At 72.8% G+C, this 13,546-nt stretch carries 14 protein-coding genes; 2 read left to right on the top strand and 12 right to left on the bottom strand.

Going from position 1 to position 13,546, the window contains the following annotated elements:
- Positions 1-5: 5 nt before the first annotated feature.
- From QSK39_RS00690 to QSK39_RS00680, 3 genes are all read right to left on the bottom strand, one after another.
- Positions 6-578, bottom strand: coding sequence for a GNAT family N-acetyltransferase (locus QSK39_RS00690; protein ID WP_285475708.1), 573 nt, complete (start codon positions 576-578; stop codon positions 6-8).
- A 40-nt stretch (positions 579-618) separates the two neighbouring features.
- A complete protein-coding gene (locus tag QSK39_RS00685; protein ID WP_285475707.1) occupies positions 619-876 on the bottom strand; it encodes a hypothetical protein in 258 nt (85 codons plus the stop codon).
- A gap of 94 nt (positions 877-970) precedes the next feature.
- Positions 971-1,471, bottom strand: a complete 501-nt coding sequence (locus QSK39_RS00680; RefSeq protein WP_284749224.1) for an Lrp/AsnC family transcriptional regulator — start codon at positions 1,469-1,471, stop codon at positions 971-973.
- Positions 1,472-1,551: 80 nt separating this feature from the next.
- Here QSK39_RS00680 and QSK39_RS00675 point away from each other — a divergent pair, with 80 nt between their 5' ends.
- Positions 1,552-2,586 carry a Glu/Leu/Phe/Val dehydrogenase dimerization domain-containing protein gene (locus QSK39_RS00675; RefSeq protein ID WP_285475706.1) on the top strand — a complete coding sequence of 345 codons (1,035 nt, stop codon included), beginning with the start codon at positions 1,552-1,554 and terminating at the stop codon, positions 2,584-2,586.
- Here QSK39_RS00675 and QSK39_RS00670 read toward each other — a convergent pair.
- The 8 genes from QSK39_RS00670 to QSK39_RS00635 form a co-directional block, all read right to left on the bottom strand.
- A complete protein-coding gene (locus tag QSK39_RS00670) occupies positions 2,555-3,805 on the bottom strand; it encodes an ABC transporter substrate-binding protein (protein ID WP_285475705.1) in 1,251 nt (416 codons plus the stop codon). The genes QSK39_RS00675 and QSK39_RS00670 overlap by 32 nt on opposite strands.
- Positions 3,802-4,968 carry a branched-chain amino acid ABC transporter permease gene (locus tag QSK39_RS00665; RefSeq protein WP_502873228.1) on the bottom strand — a complete coding sequence of 389 codons (1,167 nt, stop codon included), beginning with the start codon at positions 4,966-4,968 and terminating at the stop codon, positions 3,802-3,804. The genes QSK39_RS00670 and QSK39_RS00665 overlap by 4 nt, the downstream gene beginning before the upstream one ends.
- Positions 4,961-5,839, bottom strand: a complete 879-nt coding sequence (locus QSK39_RS00660) for a branched-chain amino acid ABC transporter permease (protein ID WP_285475704.1) — start codon at positions 5,837-5,839, stop codon at positions 4,961-4,963. The genes QSK39_RS00665 and QSK39_RS00660 overlap by 8 nt, the downstream gene beginning before the upstream one ends.
- Entirely contained in the window at positions 5,836-6,609 is a 774-nt protein-coding gene (locus QSK39_RS00655) for an ABC transporter ATP-binding protein (RefSeq protein WP_285475703.1), read from the bottom strand. The genes QSK39_RS00660 and QSK39_RS00655 overlap by 4 nt, the downstream gene beginning before the upstream one ends.
- Entirely contained in the window at positions 6,606-7,415 is an 810-nt protein-coding gene (locus QSK39_RS00650) for an ABC transporter ATP-binding protein (RefSeq protein ID WP_285475702.1), read from the bottom strand. Before QSK39_RS00650 ends, QSK39_RS00655 begins: the two co-directional genes overlap by 4 nt.
- A gap of 118 nt (positions 7,416-7,533) precedes the next feature.
- Positions 7,534-8,349, bottom strand: coding sequence for a PHP domain-containing protein (locus tag QSK39_RS00645; protein WP_285475701.1), 816 nt, complete (start codon positions 8,347-8,349; stop codon positions 7,534-7,536).
- Positions 8,350-8,362: 13 nt separating this feature from the next.
- The gene (locus QSK39_RS00640; protein ID WP_285475700.1) at positions 8,363-8,995 is read right to left on the bottom strand and encodes a response regulator; all 633 of its coding nucleotides are present in this window, start codon (positions 8,993-8,995) and stop codon (positions 8,363-8,365) included.
- Positions 8,992-10,131 (bottom strand): GAF domain-containing sensor histidine kinase, encoded by a 1,140-nt coding sequence (locus QSK39_RS00635; protein ID WP_285475699.1) that lies wholly within the window; start codon positions 10,129-10,131, stop codon positions 8,992-8,994. The genes QSK39_RS00640 and QSK39_RS00635 overlap by 4 nt, the downstream gene beginning before the upstream one ends.
- 84 nt (positions 10,132-10,215) lie before the next feature.
- Here QSK39_RS00635 and QSK39_RS00630 point away from each other — a divergent pair, with 84 nt between their 5' ends.
- Positions 10,216-12,951 carry an FAD-binding and (Fe-S)-binding domain-containing protein gene (locus tag QSK39_RS00630; RefSeq protein ID WP_285475698.1) on the top strand — a complete coding sequence of 912 codons (2,736 nt, stop codon included), beginning with the start codon at positions 10,216-10,218 and terminating at the stop codon, positions 12,949-12,951.
- On the opposite strand, the gene QSK39_RS00625 is transcribed toward QSK39_RS00630, so the two are convergent.
- Positions 12,952-13,521, bottom strand: a complete 570-nt coding sequence (locus tag QSK39_RS00625) for a TetR/AcrR family transcriptional regulator (RefSeq protein WP_285475697.1) — start codon at positions 13,519-13,521, stop codon at positions 12,952-12,954.
- Between the last annotated feature and the right edge of the window lie 25 nt (positions 13,522-13,546).

Genomic DNA, 13,546 nt, shown 5'->3' with positions numbered 1-13,546 from the left:
GGCGTTCACGAGCCCTTCGCGGCTTCCCATTCCCCCCGGGTGATCGCGTACTCGACTTCGCCGTGTTCGCTGCCCGGTGCCCGCTCGTGCTCCGGGAACTCCTCGAAGTATGAGCGGACGAACGTCATCCCCAGTTTCTCCATCACCCGGCGCGAGGCCACGTTCACCGCCATGGTCGTCGCCGTCACGCGCCGGACCCCCAGCTCCGTGAAGCCCTTGGCGAGCAGCGCCGCCGAGCCTTCGGTTCCGTAGCCCTTGCCCCAGGCCCGCTGGTGCAGCCGGTACCCCAGCTCCGGCTCGTCGGCGCGATCCTGCGGGCGCGGGCGGTAGTGGAACCACCCCAGGAAATCGCCGGTGCCCTTCTCGATCGCCGCCCAGAACCCGTAACCGGGGAAACGCTCGTAGTAACCGAGGAACGCGGGAAGATCCAGCGTGACGATCTCGGTGCGGTCCGCGGGTTGACCTCCATTGAGGTACTTCATCACGGCCGGGTCGTCGTAGAGCGCGAAGAGTGCGTCGGCGTCGTTCTCGGTGAACCGGCGGAAGATCAGCCGCTCGGTTTCGAGGAATACGTGCATCGGGTAATGCTGTCAGTGACCCCAGTGCGTGGCAATGCGATTACGCGGCGACGGCGAAAACCTCGCCCAGCGCCAGCGAGCCGGCTTCGGTCAGCACGGCGGGCACGCGCGTGCCGCACTTGCCGGGGAGGGCCGGGGCGATCAGGCCGAGCCGCGCGAGCCGGTGCACGGTGGACTGGTCGCAGCAGCTCAGGCCGTCGATGAACAGGTCGGGCTCGCAGCTGCAGCTGATCTCGGCGCGGCCCCCGGCCACGGCTCTCAATGTGGCCCGCTCACGGTGGTTCAGTTCCGTTGTCATGGCGGTGCCTCCTTCCCGTCGGGACTCATTAGACCGCCCGTCACCGACATTTTCCGCCTTTGAGCGTGCGAACCGGGGGATTTAGGGGAAACACCTAGGGGTGGCGTGTCGCACCCGGTCCGGTGCTCCCCGGATACCCTCCGCCGAGTGGCTCAATCGTCGTCTTGCGCAGGTGCCGGAAAACGATCGACGTCCGGAAACCGACGATCTCCCGGCGCAACGCGAGCCGGTCGGCCAGGAACGCGTGCAGCGCGTCGATGTCGGGGGTGGTCACCTCGATCAGGAAATCGTCACTCCCCGCGGTCACGTACACCGAGAGCACCTCCGGCAGGTCCGCGATGGACCGCTGGAACTCGTCGATGACCGCCCGGCTCAGCGGCCGCACCTGCGCCGCGACCAGCGCCCGGACGCCGCGGTTGAGGCTCGCCAGGTCGATGTCGGCGTGGTAGCCGCGGATGACGCCCCGCTCCCGCAGCAGCCGGATGCGTTCGAGGCACGTCGAGGGCGCGATGCCGACCTTCCGGGCGATGTCCCGGTTGGTCTGCCGCGCGTCCTCCTGCAGGTGGCGCACGATCGCCGAATCAAGTTCGTCCAGCACGGGGGCCTCCGCGGTCGGGCCGAATTTAGTTCGGCGAAAGGTCGGCAACGTCGATGTTCACCCTAACTTCGGTCGGTATGACCGCACATGAACAGCTCGTCGCGCGGCGTGGCCGTCGATCCGGCGTCACCACGATGGTCGCGATCCACTCGAGCGCCCTCGGCCCGGCCGTCGGCGGCTGCCGCCTGAAGCCGTACGCCGGCCTGACCGAGGCCGTCGACGACGTCCTCCGCCTGTCGGCCGCGATGACGGCGAAGTGCGCCGTCGCGGGGCTCGCGTTCGGCGGCGGCAAGAGCGTCATCGCGCTGGAGCCCGGCCGCGCCCTCTCGCCGGCCGAACGCCGGGACGTCCTGCTCGACCACGCCGACCTGGTCGCCGAGTTCGGCGGCGGCTACCTGGCCGGCCCGGACGTCGGCACCGGCCCGGCCGACATGCTGGTGCTGCGCGAGGTCTCGGCGTTCGCGTTCTGCACGCCCGAGTCCGCGGGCGGCACCGGCTCCTCCAGCGGCCCGACGGCCGCCGGCGTGCTGGCCGCGCTGCGGGGCGCGCTCGGCTCGCCGGACGTGACGGGCCGGCGGGTGGTGATCAGCGGCTACGGCTCGGTCGGCGCGCACCTGGCCGCGAGCCTCCGGCAGGCCGGCGCCGACGTCGTCGTCTCCGACATCGACCCGGCGAAGCGCGCCGACGCCGAACGAGGCGGCTTGGGCTGGGTCGAGCCCGAGAAGGCGCTCACCCTGACGGCCGACGTCGTCATCCCGGCCGCGGTCGGCGGGGTGCTGAGCCCCGAGACCGTGGCCCGGCTCGACACGCCGCTGGTCGTCGGCCCGGCCAACAACCAGCTCACCGAGGACGCCGTCGCGGACGACCTCGCCGCCCGCGGTGTCCTGTGGGTGCCGGACTACGTCGCGAGCGCGGGCGGGATCCTCTACACGCTCTCGCGCGAAGCCGAAGGCCTGGACCACGAGGCCGCGCTGGCCCGGGTCGAGACGATCGAGAAGACCGTCACGGACCTCCTGGAAGCCGCGAAGGCCAACGCGACCACCCCGCTGCGGGAGGCGGCCGCGCTGGCCGAGCGGCGGCTCACTTCTGGTGCGGCGCCACGTACTCCTTAGCCTCGGGCGCTTCGAACAGCGGCTTGACGTACCGGACGCCGCCCTCGGCGGTGGCGTCCGGGGTCGCCGCGTAGACCTGGCGCGTCGCCGGCGTCCCCGGCTTGGAGAAGTCGAGCGCCGCGACCAGGTCGTCGGTGCTCGCCGACGTCGTCTGCTTCAGCGCCGCGGCGATGCCTTCGCGGGTGAGGTCCTTGTTGTCGCAGGCCTTCTTCAGCACCGCGCCCCAGACCTCGCCGACCGCGTAGCCGTAGGGGACCCCGCCGTTGGGCGTTTCCTTGTACGCGGCCTTGTACTTCGCCGCGACGTCCTTGGCCTTCGGGAGGTCCGCCGAGAACGGGACACTGCTCGCGACGATGGTCAGCTTGTCCAGCGCGCTCGCCGCCGGGCTCTTCAGCAGCGCCGGGTCGAACGTCGGGTTGTTGCCCAGCACCGGCACGTTCAGCCCGAGCGCCTTGTTCGCCGCGACCGCGGACCCGGTCTGGGCGGGCGTGGTGGTCAGCGCGATCAGCTTCACCCCGGCGCCCTTGAGCCCGGTGACGACGTTCGTCAGGTCGCTGTCGGTCGAGGTGATCTTCACTTCCTTGACCGTCAGGTTGTGCTTCTTCGCGTAGAACTGCGAGCCGCGCAGGCCGTTCTTGCCGTACTCGCCGTCGATGTAGACGTGCGCGATCGTGTCGCCGTCCTTGAGCTGCCCCTGCTCCTGCAGGTAGGCCAGCCCGTCGATGATCTCCAGGTCGTAGGTGGTGCCGACGATCATCACGTACGGGTTGTCCAGCAGCTCCGAGGACCACGACGCGGGCGCGGCGACGGTCTTGTCCGAGGCCAGGTTCTGCTTCAGCGCGGCCACCACCGGCGAGCCGAGCAGCTGCACGAACCCGAGCACCTTCGGCTCGATCTGCGGGTACAGCGTCTTGGCCGTGTCGGCCTTGTAGCCGTGGTCGACCTCTTCGAGCTTCACCTGCCGGCCGCAGACGCCCCCGGCGGCGTTGAAGTCCTTGGCCCACAGCTCGTTGCCCTGCGTGACGCCGAGGCCGAGGTTCTTGAAGACGCCGGACTTGTCGGTCATCACGCCGAGCGTCACGTCGGTGGCGGTCACCCCCTTGCCGGTCTTGACGCCGGAGCTGTCCGGGCCCGACGAGCCCGCGTCGCCCGCTTTCGTGCTGCACGCCGAGAGCGCGAGGACGGCCACCAGCGCCGCCGCCAGGTGTGTGCGTTTCATTTTTCCTCCGGGGTTCGACGGCGAAAGCTTCTCCGGGTGAGCCGGCGGCCGATCGCGGCGAGCCCGCCCGGCTCGAACAGCACGACGAGGATGATCGCGGCGCCGTAGACGAACGAGCTGACCAGGATCGGGGTCAGCGCGCCGTCGCCGGTGCCGGAGAACCAGCCCAGGTCCGCCGAGTACAGCGCGAGCACCTGCGGCAGGCCGTTGACGATCAGCGCGCCGACCAGGGCGCCGGGGACCGAGCCGAGCCCGCCGATGATGACCATCGCGAGGTAGGCGATGGACACGTTGATGCCGTACGTGCCGAACTCGCTCTCGTCCGGCTTGAGGATGTCGAACCACAGCACGGTCATCGCGCCGGCGAGCCCGCCGTAGGCCGACGAGACGGCGAACGCGCCCGCCTTGGCGCGCAGCACGCTGACGCCCATCACCGCGGCCGCGGCTTCGTTGTCGCGCACCGCCCGCCACGACCGGCCGGGCCGGCCGGCGACGGCACCGCGCGCGATCACGAACGCCAGCGCGGTGAGCAGCAGGAACAGGTACCACGTGCGTTCGGCCTGCCGGATCGGCACGCCGAGCAGGGTGATTTCGGGACCGTCGTCGGTGAAGGGGAAGCCGAACAGCGAGAACGGCGTGGGCGCGCGCCCGGTCGACGTCCCGCCGGTGAGCTCCTCGGCCGACTGTCCGAAGTAGAGCCCCAGGAACACCAGGGCCAGGGACGCGACGCCGAGGTAGATCCCGCGCAGCCGCCCGGCCACCGGCGCGAAGGCGAGGCCCAGCAGCGCCGAGACGACGACCGCGCCGACCAGCGACAGGCCGGGGTCGAGGCCGAACCCGATGACGCGGTCGTCGCCGGCCGGCCCCGAGAGCACGGTGTAGGCCGTGCCGCCGGCGAGCAGGAAGAACGCGTGGGCCAGGGAAAGCTGCCCGGCCTGCCCGACCACCAGCGTCAGCCCGATCGCGCCGACCCCGCCGATCATCATGTACTGCCCGGCCTTGAGCCAGGCCGCGTCGAGGTAGAGCGGCAGGGCGAGCAGGACGACCAGCAGCGCGAGCCACGCGACCGGGCGCACGAGCTTCGCCGGGTCGCGCCGCGGCTTCACCGGCGGCTCGCCTGCCGCGGGCGGGCTGTCCACTTCGGACACGGCACGGTCAGACACGGGTTCGCTCCCTCGTGCCGAACAGCCCCGAGGGCCGCACCACCAGGACCACCAGCATCACGAGGAACACCGCGCTCTTCGAGAAGTCGAACGAGACGTACTGCGCGGAGAGCGCTTCCACGATGCCCACGACCAGGCCGCCGACCACCGCGCCCGCCGTCGAGTCGAGGCCGCCGAGGATCGCCGCGGGGAAGGCGGCCAGCGCGATCGAGTGCGTCCCGCGCGAGAGCCCGGCGCCGGAGAAGTCCTGCGTCGCGATGAACAGCACGGCGACCCCGGCCAGCAGCCCGGCGACCAGCCACGCCGTCGCGGTGACGCGGGAGCTGCGGATGCCCATCAGCGCGGCGGCTTCGCGGTTCTCCGCCTGCGCCCGCATCGCGACGCCCCAGTTCGAGTACTTGAAGGCGAGCCAGAACGCCGTGATGAGCACCGCGGCCACGCCGAGGGCGACCAGGTGCGTGCGGAACAGCGTGATCCCGCCGAGCTGGAACGGCTGCGCGTCCCACGCGCCGCCGAGGAAGGGCAGCGTGACCCCGAGGCGGCGCACGATCTCCTCGGTGACGATCACGTCGACGCCGATGGTGAGCAGGGCCAGGCTGTTGGCGTCGGCGTGCCGGGAGCGCGACAGCAGCAGCCGTTCCACGGCCAGGCCGAGCAGCCCGGCCGAGACGATGCCGACCAGGGACGCGCCCACCCAGCCCAGCGCGTCCCGCGTCACCACGACGAGGTAGCCGCCGAAGAGCACGAGCGAGCCGTGCGCGAAGTTGACCACCTCGGTGGCCTTGAAGATGATGACGAACCCCAGCGCGAGCAACGCGAACACCGCGCCCTTGCCGAGGCCGTTCACCGTGAGCTGCAGGAATGTGTTCACGCCGCCTCCGTGCCCAGGTAGGCCTTGATGACGTCCGGGTCGGCCTGGACCTGCGCCGGGGTGCCGTCGGCGATGCGGCGGCCGAAGTCGAGCACCGTGACCCGGTCGGCGATGTCCATCACCAGGCCCATGTCGTGCTCGACGAGCAGGATCGAGATGCCCAGCTCGGCGCGGATCCCGCTGATCGTCCCGGCCAGCTCCGCCGTCTCGGCCGCGTTCATCCCGGCCGCGGGCTCGTCGAGCAGCAGGAGCACCGGCTCGACGGCGAGCGCGCGGGCGAGGTCGACGCGCTTGACGACGCCGTAGGGCAGCGCGCCTACGGGTGCGTCGACGACCGCGCCGAGGCCGAGGAACGCGCAGATCTCGCGGGCGCGTTCGGCGTGCCGGCGTTCGGCGCGGACGGTCCACGGCAGCCGCAGCCCGACTTCGAGGAACCCGCCGCGGGTCAGGGCGTGGCGGCCGAGCAGGACGTTGTCCAGCACCGTGGAGCCGGCCGAGAGCGCGGCGTTCTGGAACGACCGGCCGACGCCGAGCCCGGCCAGCTTGTGCGGCGCGAGCCCGGTGAGCTCGGTGCCGCCGAGCCGCACGTGGCCGTCGTCGGCCCGGTAGAGCCCGCTGATCACGTTGAAGCAGCTGGACTTCCCGGCCCCGTTCGGCCCGATCAGCGCGTGCAGCGAGCCGGGGGCGACGGTGAACGAGACGCAGTCGAGGGCGCGGATCCCGCCGAACCGCAGCGAAACGCCCTCGACACGCAGTTCCGGTGGTGTCATCCGGCCCACCTCGACAAGGTCCGGCCCGCGAGGCGTTCGCGCGCGGTCTCCGCTTCGGCGTCGGCGGTCTCCTGCGACTCGGCGTGCCCGCCGAGGTACAGCCGCTGGACGTCCTGGCTGGCGGACAGCTCGGCGGCGGTCCCGGCGAGCGCCACCCGGCCGACCTCCAGCACGACGGCGTGGTCGGCGACGCCGAGCGCCATCACGGCGTTCTGCTCGACCAGCACCACCGCGGTGCCCTGCTCGTGGATCTCGCGGATGGTCCGCGCGATCTGCCCGACGATCTTCGGCGCCAGTCCCAGCGACGGCTCGTCGAGCAGCAGCAGCCGCGGCGCGGACATCAGCGCCCGGCCGATGGCCAGCATCTGCTGCTCACCGCCGGACAGCAGGCCGGCGCGCTGCTTGGCGCGTTCGGTGAGCACGGGGAACAGCTGGTCGACGCGCTTGCGGGCGGTGTCCCGGTCGGCCGCCGTGCGCGCCCCGATGCCGCCGGCGCGCAGGTTCTCCTCGACGGTCATCCGCGCGAAGACCTGCCGTCCCTCGGGCACGCCGACGACGCCGAGCCGGACGATCCGGGCCGGGTCGAGCTTGCCGAGCGCGTGGCCGGCGTAGCGGATCTCGCCGGCTTCGATCGCGCCCCGGTGCATGCGGAGGGTGCCGGAGAGGGCCCGCAGCAGGGTGGACTTCCCGGCGCCGTTGCTGCCGAGCACGGCGAGGACGCCGTCGGCGGAGACGTCGAGGTCGACGCCGTGCAGGGCGGCCGTCGACCGGCCGTACCGCACGCGCAGACCACGCACGGTCAGCACGGACTCACTCCAGGACGCAAGACGCCTCCTCCACTCGTGTGACGTGAGTCACGGTCGGTGGCGGCCATCCTGCGGTGGGGCCGAGTCCTCGGCCACCCCCACGTGGAGAGGTAACCGGCTACGAAACGGACACGGCCGCCGTTCGCAACGCCGCGAACACCTCGGGCGAGGTCGTGCACTCGCCGAGGCGGACGGGCTTGCGGTCGCCGTGGAAGTCGCTGGACCCCGTCGCGAGCAAGCCCAGCTCCGCGGCCACCTCGCGCAGCCGTGCCCGGACCTCCGGCGGCTGCTCGGGGTGATCGACTTCGATTCCCGTCAGCCCGGCTGCACCCAGCACGGCCAGCTGCGCGTCCGACACCTCGGCCCGGCGCTTCACCGACCGCGGGTGCGCCAGTACCGCCGCACCCCCGGCCGCCCGGACCAGCCCGATCGCGTCCACAGTGGACAGAACGTGCTTGGGCACGTCCGCCCGGCCGCCGTCGGCGATCCAGTTCGCCGTGAAGGCGTCGGTCACGCCCACGGCGGTCAGCGCCGCGGCGATGTGCGGGCGGCCGAGCGGCGCACCCGCGGCGATCGTTTCGACCTGCGCCAACGTGATCGGCGCGCCCAGTTCCCGGCACCGCTCGATCATCCGCACCGCGCGACGGGTGCGGTCGGTGCGGATCAGCTCCAGCTCGGCTGCCAGGGGCTCGTACCCCGGGTCGACGAACAGGCCGAGCAGGTGCACCTCCGCGTCGTCGAGCCGGCAGGAGGTCTCGACGCCGGGGACGAGTTCGAGGTCCGCGGCCGCGGAAGCTGCCGCCAGGCCCGCGAAGGTGTCGTGGTCGGTCAGGGCGAGCACCGTCAGCCCGGCCTCGGCGGCCAGGCGCGGCAGCTCGGCGGGCGGTGTCGTCCCGTCGGAGGCCGTGCTGTGCGCGTGCAGGTCGATCGTCACCCGGGTGACGATCTCACAGCAGCCCGGCTTCGCTGGCCTTGCCGATGGCCTCGACGCGGTTGCGCGCGCCCAGCTTGTGCAGCGCCGACTGCAGGTACGTCTTCACGGTGTTGCGCGCCAGCCCCGTCGACTCGGCGATCTCCGGGTTCGTCTGCCCCTGCGCGGCCAGCCGCAGGACCTCGTACTCGCGGCGGGTCAGGCCGCTGCGGGCCAGCGCGTCCGACCGGTGCCCGGCGTCGGGCAGGATCCGCGGGTCGACGACGCGCTCGCCGCGCAGCACCCGCCGCAGCTCGGTCACCAGCTGCGCGCCCGCCGCGTCCTTGAGCAGGCAGCCGTGCGCCCCCGACTCCAGCGCGGCCAGCACGCCCTGGTGGTCGCCGTGGGCGGTGAACACCACGATCTTCCCGTCCGGGTGCACGTGCCGCAGCTCGGTGACGACCTCCGGCGCGAGCATGTCCGGCAGGCGCAGGTCGAGCAGGATCAGGTCCGGGGCCAGCGCCGCCACCCGCTCGATCGCCAGCCGCCCGGACTCCGCGGAACCGACCACGCTCAGGCAGGGGTCCGAGCGCAGCAGCAGCGTCACGCCGTCGCGGACCACCGGGTGGTCGTCGACGACGAACACGGTCGCGGGCGTCGTGGGGGTCACGGCCGCACCAGCGGCACCCACGCGCGCAGGGTGCAGCCGTCGTCGTCGTCCCGGACCAGGCTGACGCGGCCGCCCAGGCGCAGGGCGCGCCCGGTCAGCGTCCGCAGGCCCACGCCCGTGCCGGGGACGGCCGCCGCGCCGGTGCCGTCGTCCGCGACGACCACCTGGACCCCGTCTTCGCTGGGCAGGAGGCTGACGATCACCGACGACGCCCGGGCGTGCTTCTCGACGTTGAGCAGCCCTTCGCGGACCGCGGCGACCAGCAGCGCGGTCCGTTCGGCGTCCAGCGGCGGCACCGCCGCGAGCTGCACGAACCGGGCCGGGACGCCGCAGCGTGCCTGGAACGAGCGGCAGTGCTCGGCCAGCTCGACCGGCAGCGCCCGCTCCGGGCTGGACTCCGACAGCGCCAGCAGCGACTCCCGCAGCGCCCCGGCCGCCGCCGAGACGTCGCCCTCCAGCCGCCGCAGGCGCGCGTCCAGGCCGGGGTGTTCGCGGACGTCCTCGTGCAGGTCGCGCACCTGGACGCCGATGGAGAACAGCAGTGCGCCGACCGAATCGTGCAGCGCGCTCTGCATCCGCAGGCGTTCGCCGGCCACCGCGGCCGTGCGGTCGGTCTCGGCGACCTTCGCCAGGTGCAACGCCGTCCCGGCCTGGCGGGCGACCTCTTCCATCCGCCGGACGGCGTCGTCGCCGAAGTCGGCGGGCTCGCGCATGGCGGCGTACGCGATGGCGACGGTCTCGCCGCGCGCGACGATCGGGACCGCGAGCAGCGCGGCCAGGCCCTCGCCGCGCACCTGGGCGTCGAAGTGGTGGGTGATGGTCGGCGAGCTGACGTAGTCGCTGACCCGGACCGGCCGGCCCAGCGCCAGCACCCGGCCGCCGACGCCGTACCCGGTCTGCACCTCGAGGTCCTGCAGCGCGTCGGTGCGGTTGCCCGACATCCAGCGGATCACGGCCCGCCCCGGCTCGGTGAGCTCGCCGACGAACCCGGCCTTCGCGCCGACCGTCTCCCGGATCAGGCGCGCGGTCCCGTGCAGCGCGGCGACCCGGTCGAGGGTGCCGAGCAGCTTTTCGCGCTCGCGCAGCAGCTCGCCCAGCACCGCGCTGTACTCGGCGACGTGCTCCTTTGCCGTCACGCGATCACGATGGCACACGGGGTGTGGTTTCGGACATACCCGGCTGGAGAGGTACGGACGCCGTCCGTCGACTTGAATGGGGGCGTGGAGATCCTCACCGACGCCGCCACGCTCGCGCTGTACACGACCGACGCCTCCAACTACCGCCACGTGCCGCGCGGCGTCGTGCTGCCGGAGTCCGTCGACGACGTGATCGCCGCGGTCGCCGAGGCACGCGCCCGGGACCTGCCGGTGATCGCGCGCGGCGGCGGCACGAGCGTCGCCGGGAACGCGTGCGGGCCGGGCCTGGTGATCGACACCTCGCGCCACGTCGGCGGGGTGCTCTCGCTGGACCCGGAAACCCGGCTCGCGCGGGTGCTGCCCGGGACCGTGCTCGACGACCTGCAGGCGGTCGCCGCACCGCACGGGCTGCGGTTCGGCCCGGACCCGTCGACGCACAGCCGCTGCACGCTCGGCGGGATGATCGGCAACAACGCGTGCGGGTCGCACTCGGTGGCGTGGGGGCGCACGGTCGACGTGGTCCGCTCGCTCGACGTCCTGCTCTACGACGGCACCCGGCTGCGGGTGGGCCGCGACGAGCCCGCCGAAGGCCCGATCTTCGACGAGCTGCGTGCGCTCGTGCGGGACAACCTGGCGTTGCTGCGCAAGGAACTTTCGACGTGGCCACGGCGCGTGTCCGGCTACGGGCTCGAACACCTGTTGCCGGAGAACGGGTTCGACGTCGCGAAGGCGCTCGTCGGCTCGGAAGGAACCTGCGTCACGATCCTCGAAGCGACCGTCGAGCTGGCCGAGCTGCCGGCGCGCCGGGTGCTGGCGGTGCTGGGCTTCCCGTCCGACATCGCCGCGGCCGACGCCGTGCCGTCGATCCTGCCGTGGTCGCCGCTGACCGTCGAGGGCGTCGACGCCGAGCTCGTCGCGATGCTGCCGGGCCGCGCGGGCGACCTGCCGCCGGGCGGGGCGTGGCTGTTCGTCGAGCTGGCCGGCGACGACCCGGCTTCGCGGGCTCGCGAGCTGGCGGCGTCGCTCGACCTCACCGGGTTCGCGATCGTGGACGACCCGGCCGCGCAACGCGGGCTGTGGCGCATCCGCGAGGAGGGCGCGGGGCTCGCGACCCGGCTCGCCGACGGTTCGGAGGCCTGGCCGGGCTGGGAGGACGCGGCGGTGCCACCGGAACGGCTCGGCGCGTACCTGCGCGAGTTCAAGGAGCTGATGCGGGCGCACGGGCGGCGCAGCGTCGTCTACGGCCACTACGGCGAAGGCTGTCTCCACCTGCGGCTGGACTTCGATCTGCTGTCCGCTCCCGGTGTAGCGGACTTCCGGCGGTTCCTGGAGGAAGCCGCGGACCTCGTCGCGGCGCACGGTGGTTCGCTGTCCGGCGAGCACGGCGACGGCCAGGCGCGGTCCGAGCTGCTGTCCCGGATGTACAGCCCGGAGATGATGGACCTCTTCGGGCGGTTCAAGGCGATCTTCGACCCGGCCGGGCGGATGAACCCCGGCATCCTGGTGGCCCCGCGGCCGGTCGACGCGGACCTGCGCGTCCGTGCCACCTCGAAGTCCTTTGAGGACAGTGTCTTCCTCGGCTATCCGGAGGACCGGGGGAGTTTCGGCCAGGCGATGCGGCGCTGCGTCGGCGTGGGCAAGTGCCGCAACACCAGCGGCGGCGGCGTGATGTGCCCGAGCTACCGCGCCACCCGCGAGGAGCAGCACTCGACGCGCGGGCGCGCGCACCTGCTGGCCGAGATGATCAACGGCGAGGTCATCACGGACGGCTGGCGTTCGTCCGAAGTGCACGAGGCGCTGGACTTGTGCCTGTCCTGCAAGGGATGCCTGTCGGACTGCCCGGTGGACGTCGACATGGCGACGTACAAGGCGGAGTTCCTGCACCAGCACTACCGCCGGCGGCTGCGGCCGGCGTCGCACTACTCGATGGGCTGGCTGCCGCTGTGGCTGCGGCTCAGCGCCCGGATGCCTCGGCTGGCCAACGCCGTCGGGCGGTCTCGGCTGGCCGGCCTGGTGAAACGGCTCGGCGGGATCGCGCCGGAACGGGCGCTGCCCACCTTCGCTCCTGCGCCGTTCACGTCGTCGCGGGCGGACCTGCGGCGGCGGGCATCGGGGGAGCGTCGGGTGGTGCTGTGGCCGGATTCGTTCAACAACTACCTGACGCCGTCCGTTCTGGACGCCGCGCACGAAGTCCTGACCGCGGCGGGCTACGACGTCGTCCTGCCGGACCGCGGAGTCTGCTGTGGACTGACGTGGGTGTCGACGGGCCAGCTCGGCGTCGCGCGCCGCGTCCTGACTCGCACTTTGGACGTCCTCGCGCCGTATCTCGAAGACGGCTACGAGGTGGCCGGGCTGGAGCCGAGCTGCACGGCCCTGTTCCGCGGCGACCTGCCGGCGTTGCTGCCGGGCGATGCGCGTGCCGAGGTGCTGGCGTCCCGGACGTTCACGTTCGCGGAACTGCTGGAGCGCGCGCCGATCCCGTTCGCGGCCCTGGACGTCGACGCGATCACGCAGGTCCACTGCCACCAGCACGCGGTACTGGGCTTCGGCGCCGACGAGTCGGCGCTGGCGGCGGCCGGAGTGCGCAACACGACGCTCGGCTCGGGATGCTGCGGCCTGGCCGGCAACTTCGGCTTCGAGCGCGGCCACTACGAGGTGTCGAAGGCGGTCGCGGAGGACCGGATGCTCCCGGCGATCCGTGCGGCGTCTCCGGAAACCGTGGTGGTGTCGGACGGGTTCAGCTGCCGGACGCAGATCGCCCAGGAATCGGGGCGCACCCCGGTCCACCTGGCCGAGCTGCTGCGGCGCGCGCTGCCCTGACTATTCGGTGCGCTCCAGCAGCGTCCGGACGGCGGTCAGCACCAGGTCGCTCACGTGCTCGGGGTCGGCGCTGGCCAGCGGCTCGGTGCCGGCGATCTCCCGGACCAGGCCGATCCCCAGCAGCCAGGCCAGCGCCAGGTCCGCGCGCAGCTCGGCGTCCGGGGCGTCGGTCAGCGTGGCGAGGGCCCGCGCGTACTCCTCACCGACCTCGCGGCGGATCGCGGCCGCCGCGTTGTCGCTGCCGGTCGAGCGCAGGTACGCCTCCAGCGCCGGGTTGCGCCGCCCCGAATCCGCCGGCTCGAGCAGGCTCCGCAGCGAGGTGCCGAAGAGCTGTTCCGGGGTGGTGGCCGCCAGGTGCTCGCGGCCGCCCCGGGCCATGACCTCCTCGAACAGCGCGTCCTTGCTGCCGAAGTAGCGGAACAGCAGCGCCTGGTTGACCCCGGCCTGCCGCGCGATGTCCCGCACGGTCGTGCGGTCGAACCCGCGTTCGGCGAAGAGCGCGGCCGCGGCGTCGAGCAGCGCGGCCCTGGTGGCGGCCGCGTCCCGCCTGCGGCCCGGCTGTGCGGTCATCGGTGCAGGTTAACCGGCAAACCGG

It is taken from the genome of Amycolatopsis sp. NBRC 101858 (assembly GCF_030269325.1).
GTDB lineage: Bacteria > Actinomycetota > Actinomycetes > Mycobacteriales > Pseudonocardiaceae > Amycolatopsis > Amycolatopsis ponsaeliensis.
This window is presented reverse-complemented; position numbering and strand designations above follow the sequence as displayed.